The 21,330-nt window shown below is 33.0% G+C and carries 8 protein-coding genes; 3 read left to right on the top strand and 5 right to left on the bottom strand.

Features of this window, described 5'->3' with window-relative positions; translation table 11 throughout:
- Window positions 1-427: 427 nt before the first annotated feature.
- The 5 genes from B3C18_RS21945 to B3C18_RS21925 form a co-directional block, all read right to left on the bottom strand.
- The gene (locus B3C18_RS21945; RefSeq protein WP_291151831.1) at window positions 428-1,210 is read right to left on the bottom strand and encodes a hypothetical protein; all 783 of its coding nucleotides are present in this window, start codon (window positions 1,208-1,210) and stop codon (window positions 428-430) included.
- Window positions 1,197-13,907, bottom strand: coding sequence for an RHS repeat-associated core domain-containing protein (locus B3C18_RS21940; protein ID WP_291151923.1), 12,711 nt, complete (start codon window positions 13,905-13,907; stop codon window positions 1,197-1,199). The genes B3C18_RS21945 and B3C18_RS21940 overlap by 14 nt, the downstream gene beginning before the upstream one ends.
- A gap of 21 nt (window positions 13,908-13,928) precedes the next feature.
- Window positions 13,929-15,845: a T9SS type A sorting domain-containing protein gene (locus B3C18_RS21935; RefSeq protein WP_291151828.1), complete on the bottom strand. Its 1,917-nt coding sequence runs from the start codon at window positions 15,843-15,845 to the stop codon at window positions 13,929-13,931.
- A gap of 1,034 nt (window positions 15,846-16,879) precedes the next feature.
- Complete coding sequence (locus B3C18_RS21930) at window positions 16,880-17,446, bottom strand: hypothetical protein (RefSeq protein ID WP_291151825.1); 567 nt, start codon at window positions 17,444-17,446, stop codon at window positions 16,880-16,882.
- 71 nt (window positions 17,447-17,517) lie between these two features.
- Window positions 17,518-18,411, bottom strand: a complete 894-nt coding sequence (locus B3C18_RS21925; RefSeq protein ID WP_291151823.1) for a hypothetical protein — start codon at window positions 18,409-18,411, stop codon at window positions 17,518-17,520.
- Between the two features lie 393 nt (window positions 18,412-18,804).
- Between B3C18_RS21925 and B3C18_RS21920 the strand changes: the two genes are divergently transcribed.
- The 3 genes from B3C18_RS21920 to B3C18_RS21910 are packed head-to-tail and all read left to right on the top strand — an operon-like array spanning window position 18,805 to window position 21,318.
- Entirely contained in the window at window positions 18,805-18,942 is a 138-nt protein-coding gene (locus B3C18_RS21920) for a hypothetical protein (protein ID WP_291151821.1), read from the top strand.
- Between the two features lie 48 nt (window positions 18,943-18,990).
- Window positions 18,991-20,643: a tetratricopeptide repeat protein gene (locus B3C18_RS21915; protein ID WP_291151818.1), complete on the top strand. Its 1,653-nt coding sequence runs from the start codon at window positions 18,991-18,993 to the stop codon at window positions 20,641-20,643.
- 6 nt (window positions 20,644-20,649) lie between these two features.
- Window positions 20,650-21,318 carry a response regulator gene (locus tag B3C18_RS21910; protein WP_291151815.1) on the top strand — a complete coding sequence of 223 codons (669 nt, stop codon included), beginning with the start codon at window positions 20,650-20,652 and terminating at the stop codon, window positions 21,316-21,318.
- Window positions 21,319-21,330 lie beyond the last annotated feature (12 nt).

The raw sequence follows: 21,330 nt of genomic DNA, 5'->3' as shown, positions 1-21,330 counted from the left end.
ATTTATAAAACCCCAAGCGAAAGCTTGGGGTTTATTTTTTATTTTCATAAAGCATTAAACAAACTATTATTACCTGCGTTAGTGCAATAAATCGCAATATCTTGGAGATAAAATTATCCATTAATAGTCCGAAACAACATTGCTGTTAATCATGATTTGTTTTTGTAGTTCTTACTAAGTGATCTGGTTTATTTTACCAATAGCTTTGATGGCTCCAAATATTTCCTCTAATATTATGACCAATAGGTAACCAATAGATTTTATTTTTTCTAGTATTGGTATACCATTCAATCCCATCAGGAAATCAAATTTATTGGTTTATTTCCGCAGTAAACACAATGACTAATAGTTTATATCTCTATATCAATGGGTCCACAATAATAAAGCCCTCAAATGAGGGCATTAAATTTTACCAATAATTTTAAATTTAGTGTACCTCTACATCAAATGAAAGTGTGTCGTTAATGGCAGGCACAATATCATCTTTAAACTCATATTTCACGACAGCTCTTATTGTATTTTTACCTTTCTTAGTTAGAATTTCTTTTACATCAATAGTTGTTGGTGGCTTTGGAGTGATTGTTCTTTTAACTTTTACATTATCATTACCAACATTCTCTACGGTAAAACTACGCTTGGCATTTGGAATATTTGCAACCAAATATTGATGTATTAAAGTGTCACCTACTCTAAAATATTGGTTATCTTGAATATCGTTATGCTTTTTAGAATTAAATTTTTTATGATAAATATTCTTTATGGTAGGACCTTCATATTGTGTTGGTCCTTTTTCATCATAGCTGATAATAAAGTACGGTTCGCCTAAATCATTAAAGAAAACATATTTCTCAATTTTGCCATTTGGATAGTTCCAAAGATATTCTGCATCTTTTTTATTACCAAGTACGTATTTTATAGATTCTATTTTACCATTATCATAATAATAAATAAACTCCCCTTTAGGTACATTATTTATTAAATTACCTTTGGCTACTTTAATCCCCTTTTTGTTGTATACTATGACATCTCCATGAAGGATGGTATCTCCATTTCTTATAATATACTGGTGTACATAAGTTTTTTCAGAATCTGAATAATATCGTTTCAAGGTCTGTACTTTTTCATCTTTAAAACAAAAAACAAATACTATCAGTCCAATAAATATAACAAAAAATGCGATTAATATTATTTTATATTTACTTTTTTCCATTTTTCTTTTTCTCTTTTTCCTTTTTTTTCATTGCTTCATAAGCATGTGTACTCATATGACGATTATTATTTGGGTTTTCGTCGTCTTTGACAATTTGTATCATATCTGCGCTTTTTTTCCTACGTTCCTCTTCTTCTTTTATTGCATCCGACGCACTACCAACAGCATCAACACCGTAATCAATTTTATCAACAGTTGTTGGCTTTCCACCATTTGTTCCTTTATCAACAGAACCTTTTGGACTGGTAACTTTACCTGGATGTCTTCCAAGCAATAAATTAATAAGTTCTATCATGTTTCCAAAACTAAACAACCACTCCACTTTCCTGCCTCCATTTGTTAGCGTACTTCTTTCTTGAGTACCAGTTCCACTAAATGCATAACCACCATAGCTACTATCAGGGTTTTTATTAAAATCATGAAGAACTTTGCCGTTGTAAATTATTTGTTTTGTATCCCCATCCATTAAAAGTCTATTTCCATTTACATCAGTGTATCCCCAAATATACTCGAGGTGTTTATAACCAAATCGTGAATCACTACCATTTTTCCAAGAAATGCCACCAGTAAAATAATTTACATACCAATCTCGTCCATCGGGATCAATGTATAGCACTGGATTATTGGCGCAATATACATATGGTGAATAATCGGGATACTTCTCCGCCAACGGATCCACACTATACCAAATACTAACCTTAGGATCGTAATACCTCGCCCCATAATAATACAACCCAGTCTCTTCGTCTAACTCCTTACCGTTAAACTTGTATGGCGTTTGGTAGTCGCTACTTGGCAACTGCTCCGCCATAGTCTCTCCAAAAGGTAAATTTAAGAAAAATTGGTACGCATCGCCATTTATATCTGTTAAAGCGGTACTGGTACCCAAATGGTCAGGATGGTAAAAGTACAAAGGTTGTAGCGTAGGTTCTTGCTGTACCTCGGTAACAGATTTGCTTTCACCCTCATTTTCTTCATCCAGTATTTTTTGTATCTCTTCATAAGTATATGGCTTAAACTCTTTAAAGAATACATTTTTCCTACCCACTTTTTCAGCCAGTTGTTTTACATCGGTAATTTGAGCTTTTTGCAATTTTTTATCATCAAAAGTAGTATCACCGCTCATTCTCGGCTCGTTGCCACTAAAAATCTCAACTGCATTTCCGTTGCCAATTCGGCTCACTATTCGCTGGCTTCCTGCATAATAATGCTTGCTGTAAATACCCAACTGGTTGGTCACTATAAAGGCACTAGGGTACGTGGTATAACCGTTAATAGTTACAGAATTTGCAACTAAAGTACCATTTTGATACACAACTTCGATATCAGTATTGGCTTTTAATACCCGCTCACCACTGCCATCATAAATGTAATGTTGCATACTACTATTGTCATTCACTACACGCAAACGATTATATTCATCCCAACGTATTTGCGTGATATTGTCGTTATTAACATACTTAGCAATCAGGTTTCCATTGAGGTCATAATTAAAAGTCTCTTGATTGCCGCTGTTGCTATCGATAACAGTGTGCACTTTGTGTGTCCCGGGATGGTACGCATAATCATTCTTATAGGAATTAGGTATGAAACCTAATCCGTTTTTATTGTGCTTTTGATCTTTTTGTACAATACCATGTGTATTGTTATAGGTCATTGAAACATCATAATTACTACTATAATCATTCCCTAATGGTTCTTGCGAAGATTGATCACCGTTAAAATACCCTGTAGCAAATTGAAGTCGGTTTAAATTGTCATACTTAAAATCATGACGGTAATTTCCTCCCATACCGTTTGAAGCAGGATTAGCATTGTTTTTCAAACTAATTACATTACCTACTTTATCATATTCATATTCGTTTAAGAATAAGTCTTGACCGTTAGACATTTTTACATTCAAAACATTTAATCGTCTTAATGAAGGTAAATAGTTATAAAAGGTTTCTGTTTGGTTACCATACAGCAAATACTGACGTTGTTCATAGTAATCATAGTCTATCCGTTCAATATAATTGTATGGGGCGGAATCAACCACACCAGTCATCCGAAATAAATTACCTCCTAAGTCATAATTGTAAGCAATTTTTTCTCCATCAGGATACTTCATGTCTTGAAGTCTGTTCCAACTGTCATAATTAAAATAAGTATTATAAACCAATGTAGGGATGTTTGGCCCAACTACAACTCTTCTGTTATGAATCACTTCGCCCATATTACCATACTCAAACTCCTGTATCCCGGTTGCATCCTCTTGATATACCAATCTACCGGTTTCATTACCAACACCTCCATATTTATAGGAAACATTACTAATATTATCACCTAATGGAGTGTTAGGATAAAAAATCTTTTCCAATCGGTTAAAATCATAATGGTACTTGATGTATCTTTCATCAGGGTTTAGCGTGTTATCATTTGCTAAATTGGCCGTTTGTAACTTAACTAAATTACTAGCGCTATCATATTCAAATTTAGTTGTTCCATTATCAGGATTAACTACAAACATCTTTCTACCCAATAAGTCATACTTATATTTAGTGACCATGTTTTCGGCATCAGTATAGGACAATAGTTCTCCTATAGCGTTATATTCAAAACGTGTCCACAGGTCTGTAGCACCTTCGTTTTTAGTTGAAATTACTTTACCAAATACATCTTTAAATGTTTCTGTAACTATATTTTGAGTACCATTTTGATCCACTATAGTTTTAGTTTTAAGGGCTATAGTATTATCCACATCAGTTTCAATGGTGTATTGCATAGTACTCGAATTACCATCAGGATCTGTAGTTAGTGTAGGTCTGTCAAGTTCATCATATACTGTGTTAGAATTATATTGAGATTCATATTCATTCACCATATAATTCACACCACAATTTTTCTCTTCATAATAAGGATGAAATTGCGCAATAGCCCTTCCAAAATCATCAAATCTAACTTTGCCGGAGATAGACATCGATTCTTTGTAACTTGGTTTTTGCGTCGAACCAACATTCAATTGAATATCTTTTTTAACTTGAATTGGTCTAGCTAGCCCATCAATAAAAGTAACGGTTTGAATATCATTACCATTATGTTGTACATCATAATGACTGGTTATGGCAAAAGGAGTAAATAAATTCATGTCAATACATTCTCTATAAGGACGATCTTCTAAACTGGCATAATTTGGAAAATACTCAAACTTAATGGTGTATTTTTTTTCAGACTCAATTTCTTTAGGAGCAACTATCTTTGTATTTCTACCAAATGAATCGTAGTCATATTTCATCAAATTACCTGCCAAATCAGTAGTCTCTATAACTTTATCAAAATCTGAGTCATAAGTGGCTGATGATATGTAACCAAAAGCATCTTTAATAGCCACTATGTATTTGTTATAGTCAGTATCATAATTGTAATCATAATACATCGCTTGCCCGTTGTGATTTTCAGGATATTTAATCTGAATTAAATTACCGTAAACATCGTACTTCATTGTCGTTTGGGCTTCAACATCGTTAATAATTAAAGCGCTTACTGCATCAATATTTCCATTAGCGGGATTAACAGTTGTTGTCCTTTGTCTTTTGAGACCTACTGCATCACTAACAGATATTGCTTTTGGAACATTTAGAATATTTTGATTCAGTAAAGCTGAATCATCATGATACTTTATTTTAGAGTAATAATCATCTTGTACGTCTAGGATATTACCTTTGTTTTCAAACAATTTAACTCTTCCCTTTTCATCATAGGTCATGACAACCTCAGTAATTAATAATGGTTCCGGCGACAATTCATGTAAATAATTAATCGTTTTGGTCATCACAACACCGGCAGTTCTTCTTCCTTCTCTTCCGCCAACATCAAAATTATAAGGTAATACCGTTGAGCTGATTTCACTGTTATTTTCATGTAATGCTCTTAATTCATAAATATTCTCTGTTCGTGAATACTTTGCATTTTCGTCCTCTCCTTTTAAAACATAAGATTCTTTCAACAAACCATTTAAGAAATAGCTTCGGTTATGGTATTTTGAAACTGAAGTTCTATAAACGGTAGTAGGCAGATTATCTGCATCCATAGCATAATCTTGTGTTTTTACCGTTTCATACCCATAAAACTCTCTTTCTCTTCTGTCATAACGCGCATTCTCGTAAATAAAATGCTTTTTATAGACATCCCTTCCATCATTAATTTTGTCATAGCCATCTTCTATTACTAAATCACTCATTACCCATTTAGCATGTGGATTATCATAATCTACGGGCTGTACTTTGTAATCAACTGTAAACTTGCCTCCTAATGGATTGGTTACTGATTTAAGCATGTCTGTTCGTCTAATTCTAGACGAGTACACTCTTACCGTTCCCGGGTTCAATTCTTCAACAAAGTCAGGATAACCATCCCCATCAAAATCTGTAAGTGTTTTTTTGGTTCTGTTGGTAGAGGAACCTAAAGATGCTGTTACGCTTACAGACGGTATCTTAAGAGGTATAGTAACTAGAATGAGATACAATGGCCATATTGCGGCATATGTACCTGTCCCATTTATACCTGAATTTACAGTTTCTGCATTGTTTTTATAATCAAACTGATTACTAATCTGAGTTACATTACTGGCAAAATTATTTCCTAAATTATAATCAACACTAAGTGAAGAACCATTTGATGAAACTTTGTCCAGTAGACCATCTCCATTAATATCAAATAAGGTATTGTTAGTATCAGAATCTGTTCTTCCTAATGATAATCCGGCCTCAATACTACCGTTGGCAAAATTAAACCCTAAACCACCACCAATAGTGGTGCTTGAACCGGCTGCCAAAGTGAAATTACCCCAATAATTTTGAGCACTAAAAACATTATTACCCAAGTTCAAATCAATTGAGATATTGGCAACACTATCATTAACAGTCCTTTTCACTATATCCGGAAGACCATCTCCATTAACATCAGCCCACATACGAGTGGTATTATTGTCTCCCGAGCCAAAACTTCCGGAGATACCGGTAGAATTTCCTCCACCTCCAAAAGCAAATGTTACAGGTTTCCCAATATGATCTGTACCGTTTCTTTTGTCTGCGTTGGCTGCAATTGGTTTTCCAGCTTTGCTAAAAGTACCTGATGCTGAAATACCCCAGTTTCCATTATCATCATCAGACATTGAGCCTGTAATGCTCCTATCAATAGGATTGAATAGTCCTCCTGTCTTTAAAGTATATTGCAATCGGTTAGGAGTTACAATATCCGGATAACGATCCCCATTTAAATCAATGTAATCTGTTAAAGTAGTCGAACTTCCTCCTAATGAGGAGACCGCTGATGCTTGAAAACCACCATAGCCTCCACCAGCGGTAATATTTTGTCCTTTTCCTTTGGTTACTCTGTCAATTCCTATAGCACCTGTTTCATATAATCCTTGAGTAATGGTTGTAATACTTGGCAACACATAAGACTGAGCTAGCGTTGCAGCCCTAGAGGTCCTTGCAGTGGTATAATTTTCATTATGAAATCCTATCCATTTCTCTACAATCGTATTTTCAGCATTGCTTCTGACAGGATTTGCCATCATGAATGGGAAATTATTGATACCCGTTTGATCTACCAAAGTATTTAAATTATTAAACATATTGGTTGTCGCAGCCGGATCTTGGGGATTTATAGCTGGTTGATTAACAATTGTGTTGTTATTCAATGCTGTTTGTAATTGTGTAGCCTGTGCATCGGTAATAGTCAATAATTCTTCTTTTATTAACTTAATACCAAGTGTAGGATCAACAATTGAATTTGCCGCTTTTTCAGGACAATAAAAAAATTGCCCCCATTGACGATACATCGGACCAAACTGACTCAATGGTTTATGCATAAAATTAACGTCAGTGGCAGTAACACTTACTGGTGTTGCCCCATTCATTATAGTGGCAATTGTATTGGCATTCATTAATCTGAAAAGTAACGAAACATTCGTTGGATGATTTAGTACTCTTGAAGAATCATCTGTATAAATACCAACCTCAATTCTTGACCCTGCACCGGTAATAAGTATCGGAGTAGTAGCAACAGTAAGCCCATCGGCGTTGAAAATAGTTACCGAACCATTGACAACATTGATAATTCGTTTCCCTACCAGCGTATTTCCACGCTTTACAACAAAATTAAACACACCATGATCTCCATTTTGAGGTTGAAAAAAATTAGAAACAAATAGGGAACTTGGTACAACAGGTTCAATAGTCAAACCTGAACTGTTATAGGAACTGATATCAATGGTTTTATAATAACTTCCGCAATTAAATGGTTTATAAATACTATAATCCACTATTGGATATTTGGTTTCTGCATCTGTCACAACACCTTGTGATGTTCCGCCTGCTGTAGGTGTTACATTTTGAGACGTGGTACAAATAATCTTCGGCTTCCATTCAAATGATTTCCAATCAACGTTAGAAGTCGAACGCACTCTAAATAAAAATTGCGCTAGCGAATTAGCTGTTACAACAGCACTTGCCGAAATCGCATTTAGTGCTGCAGTAGGAGATACAGTAGTAGTGGCACCTGGCTGACATACTTGTGAATATATTACGGTTTCAGGATAGGTAATAGGGTAATTACTATTCTGACTATTGGCTTGTCTTGTTACTATTTCATAAGTTACTATATCTGATGGATTATCTACTGTGATATCATCCCATGTGATTTGAGCAGTACCATTGCCGGGAAAAGTTACCGGTTCACTCTGAGAAAGGATAAAACCTTCACTGTAACTACTGGAATATGGTTTTAATCCATTTTGATCTGTTGTCCCCAACATCGCAACATCAGTATAAGAAACTTTTGGGTCCCAACTAATGGTCGGATTACCGGTAGAAATAGAATGTATCCTAAAATAAATTCGATCCCCTTTTCTAACATTTAATAACCCTCCTTCAGGATTACATTCTGTATTCCAAGTTGTTATATTATGAGTTATGGGCGTATTACTATTGCTTGCATTTAACTTTATGCCATACAATAAGCATAAATCTGATGATGGAGTGTAGGTGCAAGTATTTGTATTTGTTATTCTATTGGTATTGTACTTTAGATTACCTACTTTTTGCTTTTTATAATATTCTTCAAGCCAATCTTTTGCTTCTCTTTGAGCTTGCTGTCTTTCTTTGACAATTTTTACTTTCAATTCTTCAGATACATCGTTAATAGATTTTTCAATAATTTTACCATTATCATCTACAAGAACTTTTTGGTTAAATATCCATTCTTCTTTAGAAATATTTTTTTTCTGAATAACTTTTAATTCTTCTTGTGTGTATCTAAATGAGGACCAGTCGCCTTTCTCAGCAAATAAATCAGAGTCATTCTTAAATTTATTTTGATTACATTGTATTTGAGAAAAATTATAGTTGTTGGAATCATTGCCGTTAGTAGCTGAAAGAGTTAAAACGTCGAAGTTATCAAATGTATTATTAACAGTTATAGTTATAATGTTTGTCTGACTATCTAAGGTAACTAATGAATTTGGATACTGATTTTCAAAATCGTTCTTAAACATCAAAAAATCACCTGAATCTGCAAGTGTGTATGGTGAACTTGAAAGACTATTCCCATTTACAGTAATAGCTGTACTTATTCCATCTAGGGAAATTATAGTACTTGGAACATTATATATAACTTCCTCATTATAATTAGGACCTGACGGACAATTTGTTCTATCTAAAGGTAAACCATTATGTTCCCATTTACTATTAAATACTAATGTGTTTACACTTTGAGATAATAATTCAAAGTGCAGGTATGAATCATCAATAATATTACCATAACAACATGGAGAACCACTGCATGGATGCTGGAGAGCTGAATAATTTATCAAGTTAAAAGACGAATTTGTAAAATCGTTTTCTATAGTGTTGAAGAAAGTGTTACAACTACTTAAAAAGTCAGGAGAATAAATAGCATAATGAGTCTCCTGTGGAGTAGTTATCAAATTTAAATAATCAAGACAATCATTTCGATAACCGTTAATATCACCATTTGTAATATACAATTTTGGAAGCGGACTATAATCTGCACCATTAACTACTAACTTATTAAGAAACAGTGAAACATTTACAGGACTAATCCTATCTAGACGTAAAAATGAAGCCCATGTAAACTTTTTTATTGTTGAGTAGGGAATTGGAAAACTTACAGAATAGCATTTTGGTTCTTGAAATTGCTCCATTTCAATTGTTGCTATAGCTTCTTTAGTCGGGTCAGTATTTTCAATCACATTATCAATTCTAATGGTCCCATCTGCCGGAGCTTCCCACACTTTAACAACATCATAAGCTGGCGTTACATCTTCTAAGATTTCATCAGGAGGAGTAATTTCATTTGGTGCCGCTTTAATAATCATATTCTCAGTACGTTCACTTTCAGGTTCAAAAAAGGGAATGTCACCTTGAATTCTATTAAAATAAACTGTACCATAACTTTCAATATCCATCAATCCATCACCATTAGCATCAGTAAAATAGACGTTACTTCTTGATTTATTATTGGAGCCATCCCAACCAAAAATGGCACTTCCTGCTGAAACACCGGCATTTAATTGAATGTTATAACTTGAAGATTCTCCATGAGACTTATAAAAGTCTTTAATAGAACCATCAATACTGGTAATGTTTTTTAAACCACTAAAGGAATGGGAAATAACCGGCTCATTATTGGAATCATAAGTTCTGGTAACTAAATGTTTCTTCCAATACAACCTATCATTTAGCTTGTAAACGCAATCTTCAAGTCCATCTCCATCAATATCAATTAAAGCGGTTAATGATTCACTTTCTTCCCAACTATGGCTATATCCACCCCCAACGGTCATTAACTTGTGACCATTATTCCATTCAAAATCAATTCCAAAACTTAGGTGTCCCCCGGCATTAAAAGAGGAAGAGGCCGAAGAACCTAAAATAGCACCCACACTAACAAAAGAAGGAATAACTCCATTTATAAAAAAACTGGCATTATAAAGTGGTGGACAATCAGGATTAATAGTGCTTCCAACTCCTTCATAACTTATTGAATGGTTATTTAACAAATTATGAAAATAATTACCCGCAGGAAATAATCCCTTATTTAATTTACTATTATTATTTCCTTTGAAAATATTGTTTTTTAAACTTAATTCATCTTTAGTTGCCATTAGTGAATTATTATTTACTACAGACAAAAGTTTTTTTGAAATGCTAGACAATTTTTCTTTTAAAGTAGTACAATCTAACTCTTTGAATGAGTAACTTTTGGACACACCATCGGTTGAAACCAAATTAATAGTATCAAATCCCATATAAGAATTAGTAGCAGTAATAGTTATTGTATTTTCATCTACAATTACTTTACACCCAAAAGTATGCTCTATATCTGATATAAAATCTGATAAATTATAATTTACATTTGTATTAGATAGTTTAACATCAAAACGATAACCTTTCCCAAACTGATTTACCGGTATATTATTAATCTTTACAGTTGTAGAAAAATCATTTTCATTTGATGACGTTTTAGGAATTGGAAAACTAACGCTGTAACACTTTTTGCTTTCAGTTTCGCCAACAATAGATTTTGGGTTAATTCCTGTTCTGCCTGTCTTGGGCGCAGGAGGTGGACATACTGTTTTAATATTCCAAAAAGTCTGCAATAAGGGAGCAGTTACAGTAACATTTATAGTAGTAGGATAAGCACTGGCTTTATTCACTAAAAGAGTTCCTATCGCAGCAGTTCCGGGAGGAACTAAATTCATATCAGAGGCTGGAACCCCTAAATTTAAAAGCATTTGATAATAATAGATAGAGCCAACAAATTTAGAACTACTATAAGCTCCACCATTTGAGGAGGTACCGTTATTCCATGACACCTCAAATTTATCGGGTATACCTAATGCATTATAATCTATTCCAAAGCTACCTGTCCCTGTACCGACTTCAACTACATAATTATAAACTCCTGTTTGACCATTGTTTACAGCTAAGTACTGTCCACAACTTAAAGTTGAAGGACATCCATCATTATCTGCATTCCCTGCTACCTCGGGGCAACTATCATCTGCGTCACAAACACCATCGCTATCCTGGTCGGGACACAAAGGACATCCTTTATTACTAGGTGGACCAAAAACACTAGGACATTCATCATCAGCATCACATACTCCATCTCCATCGCTATCAGGACATTCATTTGAGGTATCAAAACAAATGGTTTGATCGACACCTGATGAAAAATAAATATCATTCCCATTTCCATCGGCTAAATCATCGTAATATTCAAAAGTATGTCGATAGAATTCTTTTTCATGCTTATCCAATTCGGCAACTGATATAAGTTGTGATTTTCTAAATTTACTCAGATTGGGATTATAAGCAAAAATATATTTTCTGATAGGAAGCTCACTTGCAACTTTCCTAACAACAATATCGGTTAGCAAAAATGGCTCAACTTGCTTTACACCCAAACGAGCGTTGATTGCTATATCAGGTCGTGATTCTTTTGCTATAAAAACTACCTCATACAAACCATCTTCATTATTAAAACCAGTATATTTTATACTATTCAGTTTGAATAAATAACTTCCCTCTAAATTAGCTTGAGAAGGTGAACCATTCCCTGAAAAGTTAGGATCATTATCGTACTTATATTTCACATTATTAGTAAAAACATCTTCAATCATATATATACCCCAATATACAATTTGCCCAGCTGAATTTTTAATAACTGAATTTTCAACAACTCCATCCTTACCTCCATACCAGCTAATTGTTCCGTCTGTTGCAGTAACTTTCCAATAATAATTGGTTGGATTATCACCAAGTCTTTGAATTAAAGTAAAACTACCTTGCTTTCTGGGTGTAAAAATGGCGTCTGTTATTCGTAAAACGGGGCTTGTATCATAAATACCCCCAATTTCTTGATGACGATTGGGCATCCAATCTTGGCCATTTACCTTTGGATACATCAATTGTTCTCCGTTTAAAGTGTAAATTTCTGTTTCGAACTCAGTGTCAAGTTTTGGCACTCCCCATCGGGTGTCTATTGTAATTGCAGGAGCACTTAGATTCCATCCATCTCCAAGCCAACTATTACTGCCATCATTACCATATTGAACAGCGAGTTGTGGCTGCATCCCTTTCCTTCCAGCAGGTAACTTAATAGGATAACTAAAACTAGCATCTCCTTTTTGTGACACTTCTGGCGGACTAATAAGTGTCATTTCTGATGATGGGTCTGCCGCTTTAATATCATTCATCATGGTGGGAGTAAAACCTGCTGTTTCAGGACTCTCAGGCGTTTGTATAATTCCGTTTACATAATCGGTAAAATGAGTGGTTAACGAGAGTATCGTTTTCTCTTCCTTATCAATAGTATCTCTTTTTACAGCAACCCAACTTTTTGAATCGGTATTAAAATAAAAAGTTTTAATATCATTTGATGTATATCCTTTAGGTATTAAGTTTTCATCATATGCAATGGATAGTATAACTGGCTTTTCAAATTTTGTTCCATCAGGCAAAAATCGATAACCAAGACCTCCTTTGGTAACATTAATCATACCTGAAGCCATTGGAGCGATATCTATGGCTCGCAATTTTTTTATAGTTATCTCTTTATCCTCCACTAAAGCACTGTCTTTTAAAGTCACTTTAGCGCCATCTGCTTGGAGATAATTTGATTGTTGCGCTTTAAATATTTTTGAAACTTTATCTTCAACTTTGTCTAATGTAAATATTCTATCAGCCTCAATTAAGTTATCCAAAGTAATAATCTCTTGCCCTATAAGCCCTTTGCTATCAAGAGCCTTAATGATAATAAATTTTCTCTTCTTTAAGGCTTCCGTTAAAGTTAAAAATCCTTCAAACTCTCCATCTGTAAATGAAACTAAATTATCTTCAAAGTATACTTTAACATCATTAGCAGATGAATTTCTCAGAAAACCTTTTAGATAAATTTGATTATTTTTAAAATAATTAATCGTTAAATTTGGAATTACTATGTTAGAAGACACACTAGCAACTTTAAATTCCTCAACCTCAATCTTTAAATTTTTAATTTGATACTGATAAGAGGCACCTACTGGTATTCCAAACATAATTTTATTCTCACCTGTTTTTAACCAATTAACATCTATTTCTTCCTTTTGGGTAGTCCATCCCAATTGATTTTTGACCACATAACCTCCAGTTGATAAGCGATTATTAATACTTCTTGAAACTGCTGTATAATCCTGAGCACCAAACAACTCATAGGTAAGATAAACTTTGCTATTAGTAGTCGGTAAGTCTTTTAAATGGACTTTGAATAGGTTATCACTAGAGTCATCCAATGGTTTTTCTTTTGAAACCCCTATAAAACCAGAGGTAATATCTGAAGGTACTGAATAATGAGCATTCAAATCCTCATTTTTCGATTTACTCTCACTATTACTATTTACTGGTATATTAGCTTCTTCAATAAGATTTTTTCCATTCAAAATACTATTAATAGGAGCTTCCATTTTTGTTTCTTCCTTATTAAGTAAATATCCTTTATAGCTCAAGGGTTCTTTATAATTTAAAGAAGCAGTAATCAAGTTTTGAGAGGGTGCTATAAAACTACTATGTAGTATAGCCAATAACATTAACCTATGAAAAATGTTAAGCACATTTCTTTTTACTCCAAAAGTTGTAGTTCTGTTTTGCATAAATATAATATGAAAGGATGATTATTGGATGATTAATTTACTGGCATGCGAAACTCCATCTTTAGTTATGATAACCAAATATGTGCCCGAAATACTTAAAACATCTTTATATTCAAATTGTTGTATCGCTCCTAAATCAGTCTTTTTAATGGTTCTTCCATTCACATCAAGCAAGGTCACAGAAACATTCTCAATTTTTTTAAGTGTAAAACTAATCGTGAAATTCTCATTGGTTCTTGTGGGATTTGGATAAATCTTCCAGTCATCGTTAACTCCGGTGTCTTTTTCAATAACAGTAAAATCAAATGTTTTGACACAACTATTTTCATTGGTCAACACTAAACTGTAATTACCCGGATTTGTGGCTACTAATTCTTTCTCTGCAGAAATTAACTTAGTATCATAAAACCATTCGAAACTTTTAATTGAAGTAGCATTTTCAATCTCAGGTTTTACTATAACGTTGCCATTGTCACTCAATACCCATTCTTTAAACAAAGAAACATTGCTATTAACAAACCCATCTACTGTAAATGCAGTTTTTTGAACTTTTAATGTGGCGTCAGTTACTTCTAGTTGGTAGTTTCCGTCTTTTAATTGTGTAACTTCTAAAGAATTATTATTCAAATCGTAGTCTTTAGAAAAATGCTCAGAAAACAATCGCAATTTGAAAGGTGCATTACCACCTACAATAGTGATTTTAACTTTGCCTAATTGCCCCAAACCACAATTAGAAGCTTCTATTTCTTCTTTAACAATAAAATCAGATGCCTTTACAAAAGTGAATAAACATGAAGTATTACTCTTTAATGATACATTATTAAAAACCAAATTATTTTCCCTAACTTCAGGCTTAATATAATATGCAGATTTAAAGTTAAATGTACCATTCTGTGTTGTATCTATAGCCAACCAAACTATATCACTATCAAATTTATCTTCCTTTTTTAAATCCTCAATAATCATTTCTTCTTTATTAAGGATTATTTGAGTAGAGAGTACACTATTTAATTTTCCATGCGACTGTAGCTTCCAAACCCTTTTCATCTTTTTATAATTACCTTCATTCTCTTTAATAAAAGTAGTTTCATTATTGTCTCCCCACATTATAAAAGTCTTGTCTTCAATCTCACTACTATTGAGTTTGTTGCTTTTTTCAATCTTGTTGAATCCAATATACAATCCGTCTTTTTCATAATTCCCTGATTGTTTTTGATTAAGCTCATACAAATCATCTCTTCCTATTCCGGACACTCTATAATTATAATCCTTGTTATCCTTGAAAGTCCATATCTTTTCTCTATTTGAATTGTAATAATCTTTGTCTCCATTCAATGAAATACCATATTTAATAGACAAATAACTCTCTATCATATTTTGCTCCAACTCATTTAAATATTTTGGAAAATAGATCAACTCCATCATCAGATTTTTACCATCTTTATCCTCATAAAATAAATCGTCAATAGTTATACTTCCTTTCTTTTTTGTCAAAGTGGAGTTCTTATTACAAGCGTAAGTAATCAATGTTCCCTTCTCGGAATTGCCTTTATTGAGAAGTAAATCTTTATCAGATTGAATCTTTTTGGTAGTAAAAAAAGTTTTATCACCTCCCTTTTCCATAATTAAGACTGTATTGTCTTCCTTTGACGGACTTTTAATAACCATAAAAAGTGTAGATTCCTTTTTAACAATATTTTTAAAGTTCTTTTTAATTTTATCTTTTGTAAAATCAACTACAGGATTAAAATTAAAATGCTTTTTTAACGCTCTTTCTTTGTTTAAAGTACTATCACTAGGTTTTTTGAGGGGTGTATCCGAAGATTTAATCCAGAGTCCACTGTCTAAGATTTGCTTTTTTTCTTGAGAATAAATTGTTGTAAAACACAAGAAAAGAATAGTGTTAAAAACATACTTTTTTAAGAATTGATTTTTCATAGATATAGTTATAAACATTACTCGAAAAAATAAACAATACAGATAACTGCAGTGTTACTCTTTTGGGAGCACATTCCGTTAAAATTCAAAAACGATAGCAGATAAATCTGCAATAAAAAATTCTTGTTGGACGACTCCAGCCAAACAAATAGCTGGTTTTGATAGAACTACGAAGTGGTATTTGAGTTCTATTTGATGACGAATATATATATAAAATTATAAGAAAAAAAAATTTAATTAACTTTTTTGATAACAAGTATTACCAAAATGCATAGTAAAACTTAAAAAAAGTGATATTAAAAATAACAAGTTGAACACTAAGACAGACCGAGTAATTCCTTTCCCAATTCCTAACGTACATAAGAAACTTTCTTCTTACAATGGAGTAAAAGATGCATACTTAAAATTTTATGCGAACCCAATTATCAGATGCCAAAAAGTTTTTTAAATAACAACATTTTTAAAAAACTTTACATTAAAATGGCTTTATAAGTGCTTCTGCACCCTATATGGCAAAACAGACGCCGAACTTACTAATTTTTACAACCGTGAAATAGACAATCTTGAAAACGTATTAAAGTCCGATTTCATCATTGGGTTCAGTTACCCCAACTTGCCAGTTATACTCAATGCAAAACCGGAAATAATCACAACCAATTTCACTTGGAGATTGATACCAATAAATAGAGGCATTTTTTTTAAGTAATCTAAATGCAAGAATAGAATCAGTAAAAAAATGTCTCATTCGCACCGTCAATAAACAATAGGTGCTTGGTTATTGTAAGTGATATTACGATTAACGCTGTAACGACCCGACAGGTAACTAAGGTGAAAAGCTAGCATTGATGAATTCTTTCTCGACATAACCGGTATGGATAGATTTTACAATTGTTATAAATATACCAACGAATTGATTAATACTATACCAAAAGAAAGCACTCCGGAACCTATAAGAGTTTCTTAATATTTGTAGGGCTTTATGAAGGGATATTTTTACGGGTGTAGTTATAGGGCAACTTAGCTTTTTTTTTCAATTATTGTATTTCAAAACCCGATTGATAAGTAATTACGGTGTCTTTCTTTTTGAGGGGTAGTCGCTCTCCTTTGAAGCTAATTTTATGCAATAGTTCTTGATGATTAATTGACAAAGTTTGAAATTGAAAATCTTCTAAATAAATTTTATTGGGTGTGACATCTATTTCCATCGATTCTAATAAACCTTTTTCTTTTTTTAAAAGATAAAAACCTTTATGCTTTATTTCAATTATTTTTTGATTGATGTTATAAATGGAGAATAAAAGTTGAGTGTTGTCAAGTGCTGTCGCATTGCACTTATGAACTTTATGGCGTCCAAACCAAATTTCGAGACTGTTTTTCGAATTAATAAACATGCCGTTTAACTGAATGGAAGGAATATCCTCTAAGGTTTCAAAGTCCTTTTCTCTAAAATCATAAAAAAAGAAAGGATCTTGAAGCAGTTCCTGCAAAGATTTTCTTTTTTCGTCAGCATAAATTTTCCAATCCGACAACTTATGTGTCGGAATCAATAATTTTTTAATCTCCAGCCCTTCACCAAAAAGGTTGATTTTTATTTTTGGCATCTTAATTATGGTTATGATTAAAAACTTCAATATCTGCTAGACTCAATATTTTTAGAAATATGAAAAAATGTTCATTTTTTCACATACTTTTCAATCATATGCTTAGTAATGGGGTGCAATGCTTTGTCCAAGATTGGATGATGTCCATCTCCTATTCCATTAAAATATTCAAGTTCATCGGCATTTATTTTGCAATACCAAACAACTGCTTTTTCTCCTCTAAAAAAAGTAGTAGTATCACATACTTCAATCTTTTTTAAATCTAATACTTTTTCGTCTTTAGGTTCAATAGTTGCCTCAGAATAAAGACTATTAATTTCACTATTACAATCCACTAACTCGTAATGATCATTTTGCCATTGCATACATTCTTTCGCGGGAAGAATAAATTGTTTCGTGGTATAGCCTACTGAAAAAACGAATACTATAGTACAAATCCCAATAGCCACTTTCTTTTTTAGACTGCTTTTGGGCTTATCAATTGGAACTCCTATGGGATTTCTAACAAAAAGAGTGTCTCGGTTTTTAAGGGTGTCAATTTCTTTATTAACCTCAAGCGCATTGGAATCTTCTGTTTTTATATCATTTGTATGATCTGTAGAGTCTCCTTTAGAGAATTTATTATAAGGTCTTGGATTAAAATCAACCAAAACCGCTATTAGATTTAAGTTTTGAATATTAGTTTTCTTATTCTCTTCAATCAAAAAAGATTGGACAGATTTAAACTTGGGAATGTGGTAATTATAGATAGCTTCTCTAAGGTTTTCAGTTTCATTTACTTTGAAGTAGATTCTAAAAATTGCTTCATCAATTTTATTCAGTCCATTGTCAAATTTCAACAGGCAAAATTCTCTTAATTGTGCAGGAGATGGATTTTCCAAAAAACCATGAAAATCTCCTGATTTTTCTATTTCATATTTTGCTTTGATAGCATTTCGATAATCATTTTCGGTATTGTTCTTCATGTTTTGGACGAAATTTATCGGAAATATTAGAACTCTTCGGAATTATCGGAATTACCGGAATTCGCTATAAACACTCACACAAAAACCACATTCCTTTGTCTCAGAATTAGTTCTTGTTCTACATCGCGATAGAACAAATGTACAAAACTACTTCTTAAAAAGTGACGCTTAACAGGACTGAATTTTTATTCGGGAAGTATAATCAAACGGTTCTGTAACAGCGCACTTCACTTCCCAAAATAGTATTTCAAATACTCAAAATTCCGCATTGGTTTTAGCCTTTGCAACGGCTTCGGGAAAGACCTGGACAGCCACAGCTATGTCAAATTTTTAATAAACAATATCATGAAAAAAATACTTTTATTTTCGTTTTTTATCTTGTCGTCAATCGTGATGACCTCTTGTACTGCTGATGAAATGCAGGCACCTGCTCAAAACCAAGTAGCCGATGATACCGGTGGACAACAAGGTATTCCTATACCTCCGCCACCGCCACCGCCACCGGGAATGGGAGGTGGTAAAAGACTATAATTTATAGTTTTGCATTCAAGACTGAAAATTATTTAATAACTTCGGGAAATGATACGAAAAAAGGTATGTTTCCCGATTTTGTTTTTTGTAATCCTCGGGATTTTATTTTCTTGTAATGATTCTATTTCAAATCAAGAATATAAGGAGTATACTTTATTGAAGACCAAAGGCGATACTGCTTTGTACAAAAAAGTACAATTAGACAGCGCCTACTTTTTTTACAATCAGGCAAAGGATAAGTGCAACAACAAGTCAGGAGAGGAATACGCTTATGCGTTACTTCAAATGGCAACCATTCAGCAATATGTAGGTGATTTTTATGGTGCAGAAGAAACCATCACAGAAGGATTGGCCAACTATAAAGGTAAAACGTATCAGCCTTATTTTTATAACATGCTGGCAATTAGTTATGACAAGCAAAAAAACTTCGATGGTGCACTTGAGTATTATAAAAAAGCCTTTGAAACCTTTTCTGATGATACTGCCAAAGCTATAGCGCAAAATAATATTGGTTTGGTTCATTTGGAGAATGGGCAATATGAAAAAGCTTTAGCTGTATTAAGACCGCTTTTGAAAAATCAGTCTTTAAAAAACAATAAAATTGAAACTGCTCGTGTTTTTGATAATTTAGGGTACGCCCAATTTAAGTTGAAACATCCCGACACCTATACAAATTTGTCAGAATCATTACAGCTAAGAGATAGTTTAAAGGATCATATCGGCCTTATCCCTTCTAATATTCATTTGTCTGAATACTTCAAAGAAAGAGACAAAGCGATGGCACATAAGCACGCGATAAAAGCCCTACTTAGTGCGCAAAAAATAAACAGTCCGGATGATAAATTAGAGGCATTAAGATGGATAATTGAAAACAGTGAACCGACTATTGCCAACAAATATTCGCCGCAATTTTTTCAGCTAAATGACAGCTTACAACTGGTTAGGAGTGCTGCAAAAAACCAGTTTGCAAAGATAAAATATGATGCAACCAGAGCACTTCAAGCTGTTGAAATTCAAAAGGGACAAAAACAACTTTATTTCATCTTTTTTCTTTCGGCAGTCTTGCTAAGCATATTATTGTACTTTTTGATTCGCTCCAAAAATAGAAATAAGTTAAAAACCATTTCCTATGCAACTGAAACACATATCTCAAAAAAATTGCATGATGAATTAGCCAATGATGTCTATAATGCTATGACCTTCGCTGAAACTCAAGATTTACAACTTCCGGATAAAAAAGAAGCACTGATTGATAACCTCGACAAGATTTATAACCGAACACGAAATATTTCCAAGGAAAACAGTAGTATCAATACGGACGACAAATTTGAGAATGATTTAAAAGATATGATATCCGGTTATAGTAATAGCAAAGTAAATGTCATTACCAAAAACCTAAATACAATTGGCTGGTCAAAATTGGCTGTCGAAAAGAAAATTGCTATTTATAGAGTTTCACAGGAGTTATTGGTAAACATGAAAAAACACAGTGAAGCCAATTTAGTGATGCTTAGTTTTGAAAGCACACCAAGATTTGTTGACATACAATATACAGACAACGGAAAAGGAATTGACAATGATCATTTTTCAAAAAAAGGACTGCAAAATGCGGAAAACCGTATTCACGCCGTGAAAGGAACTTTTATTTTTGACCAAGAAACAAGTAAAGGTTTCAAAGTCACCATTCAAATACCAAAGTAAATTACTATGTTTAAAAGAGTATTAGTTGCCGAAGATATAGATAGTATTAATATTGGCGTAATTCAGGCACTGAGTGAATTAGGAATTGTCCATATAGAACATGTTAAATATTGTGATGATGCTATTTTAAAAGTAAAAAAAGCAATTTTAGACAATACACCTTATGATCTTTTTATATCTGATTTGTCTTTTGAGCAAGATCACCGTGATGTAAAAATTAAAACAGGTGAAGAAGCTATACAACAAATCAGAATATTGCAACCCAAACTAAAAATCATTGTTTATTCTGTTGAAGATAAAATTTTCAGAATTAAGACTCTTTTTGAAGAGTCACAGATTAATGGCTATATCCAAAAGGGTAGAAATAGTATTGACCAGCTTAAGATGGCTGTCAATCATATAACTCATAGTCAAGAACCTTATCTTTCTCCAAGTTTACATCACATTTTTAAAGATAATTCTTCTCGCGAAATTGACGATTATGATGTTCAAATTATCAAGCAATTATCGATTGGCATAACACAAGACGAGTTAGAATCCCGATTTAAAGAGTTGGGAATAACTCCCAACAGTAAAAGTACTATTGAAAAAAGAATCAGTAAGCTCAAAGACCACTTCAGAGCCAATAATACAGTACATCTTATTGCTATTGCCAAAGACTTAGGAATAGCTTAATTACCTTTTTTA

This window comes from Flavobacterium sp. UBA7680 (assembly GCF_002482975.1).
In the GTDB taxonomy this organism is placed as follows: domain Bacteria; phylum Bacteroidota; class Bacteroidia; order Flavobacteriales; family Flavobacteriaceae; genus Flavobacterium.
The sequence above is the reverse complement of the archived record's forward strand: the minus strand, read 5'-3'. Positions and strand labels throughout refer to the sequence as shown.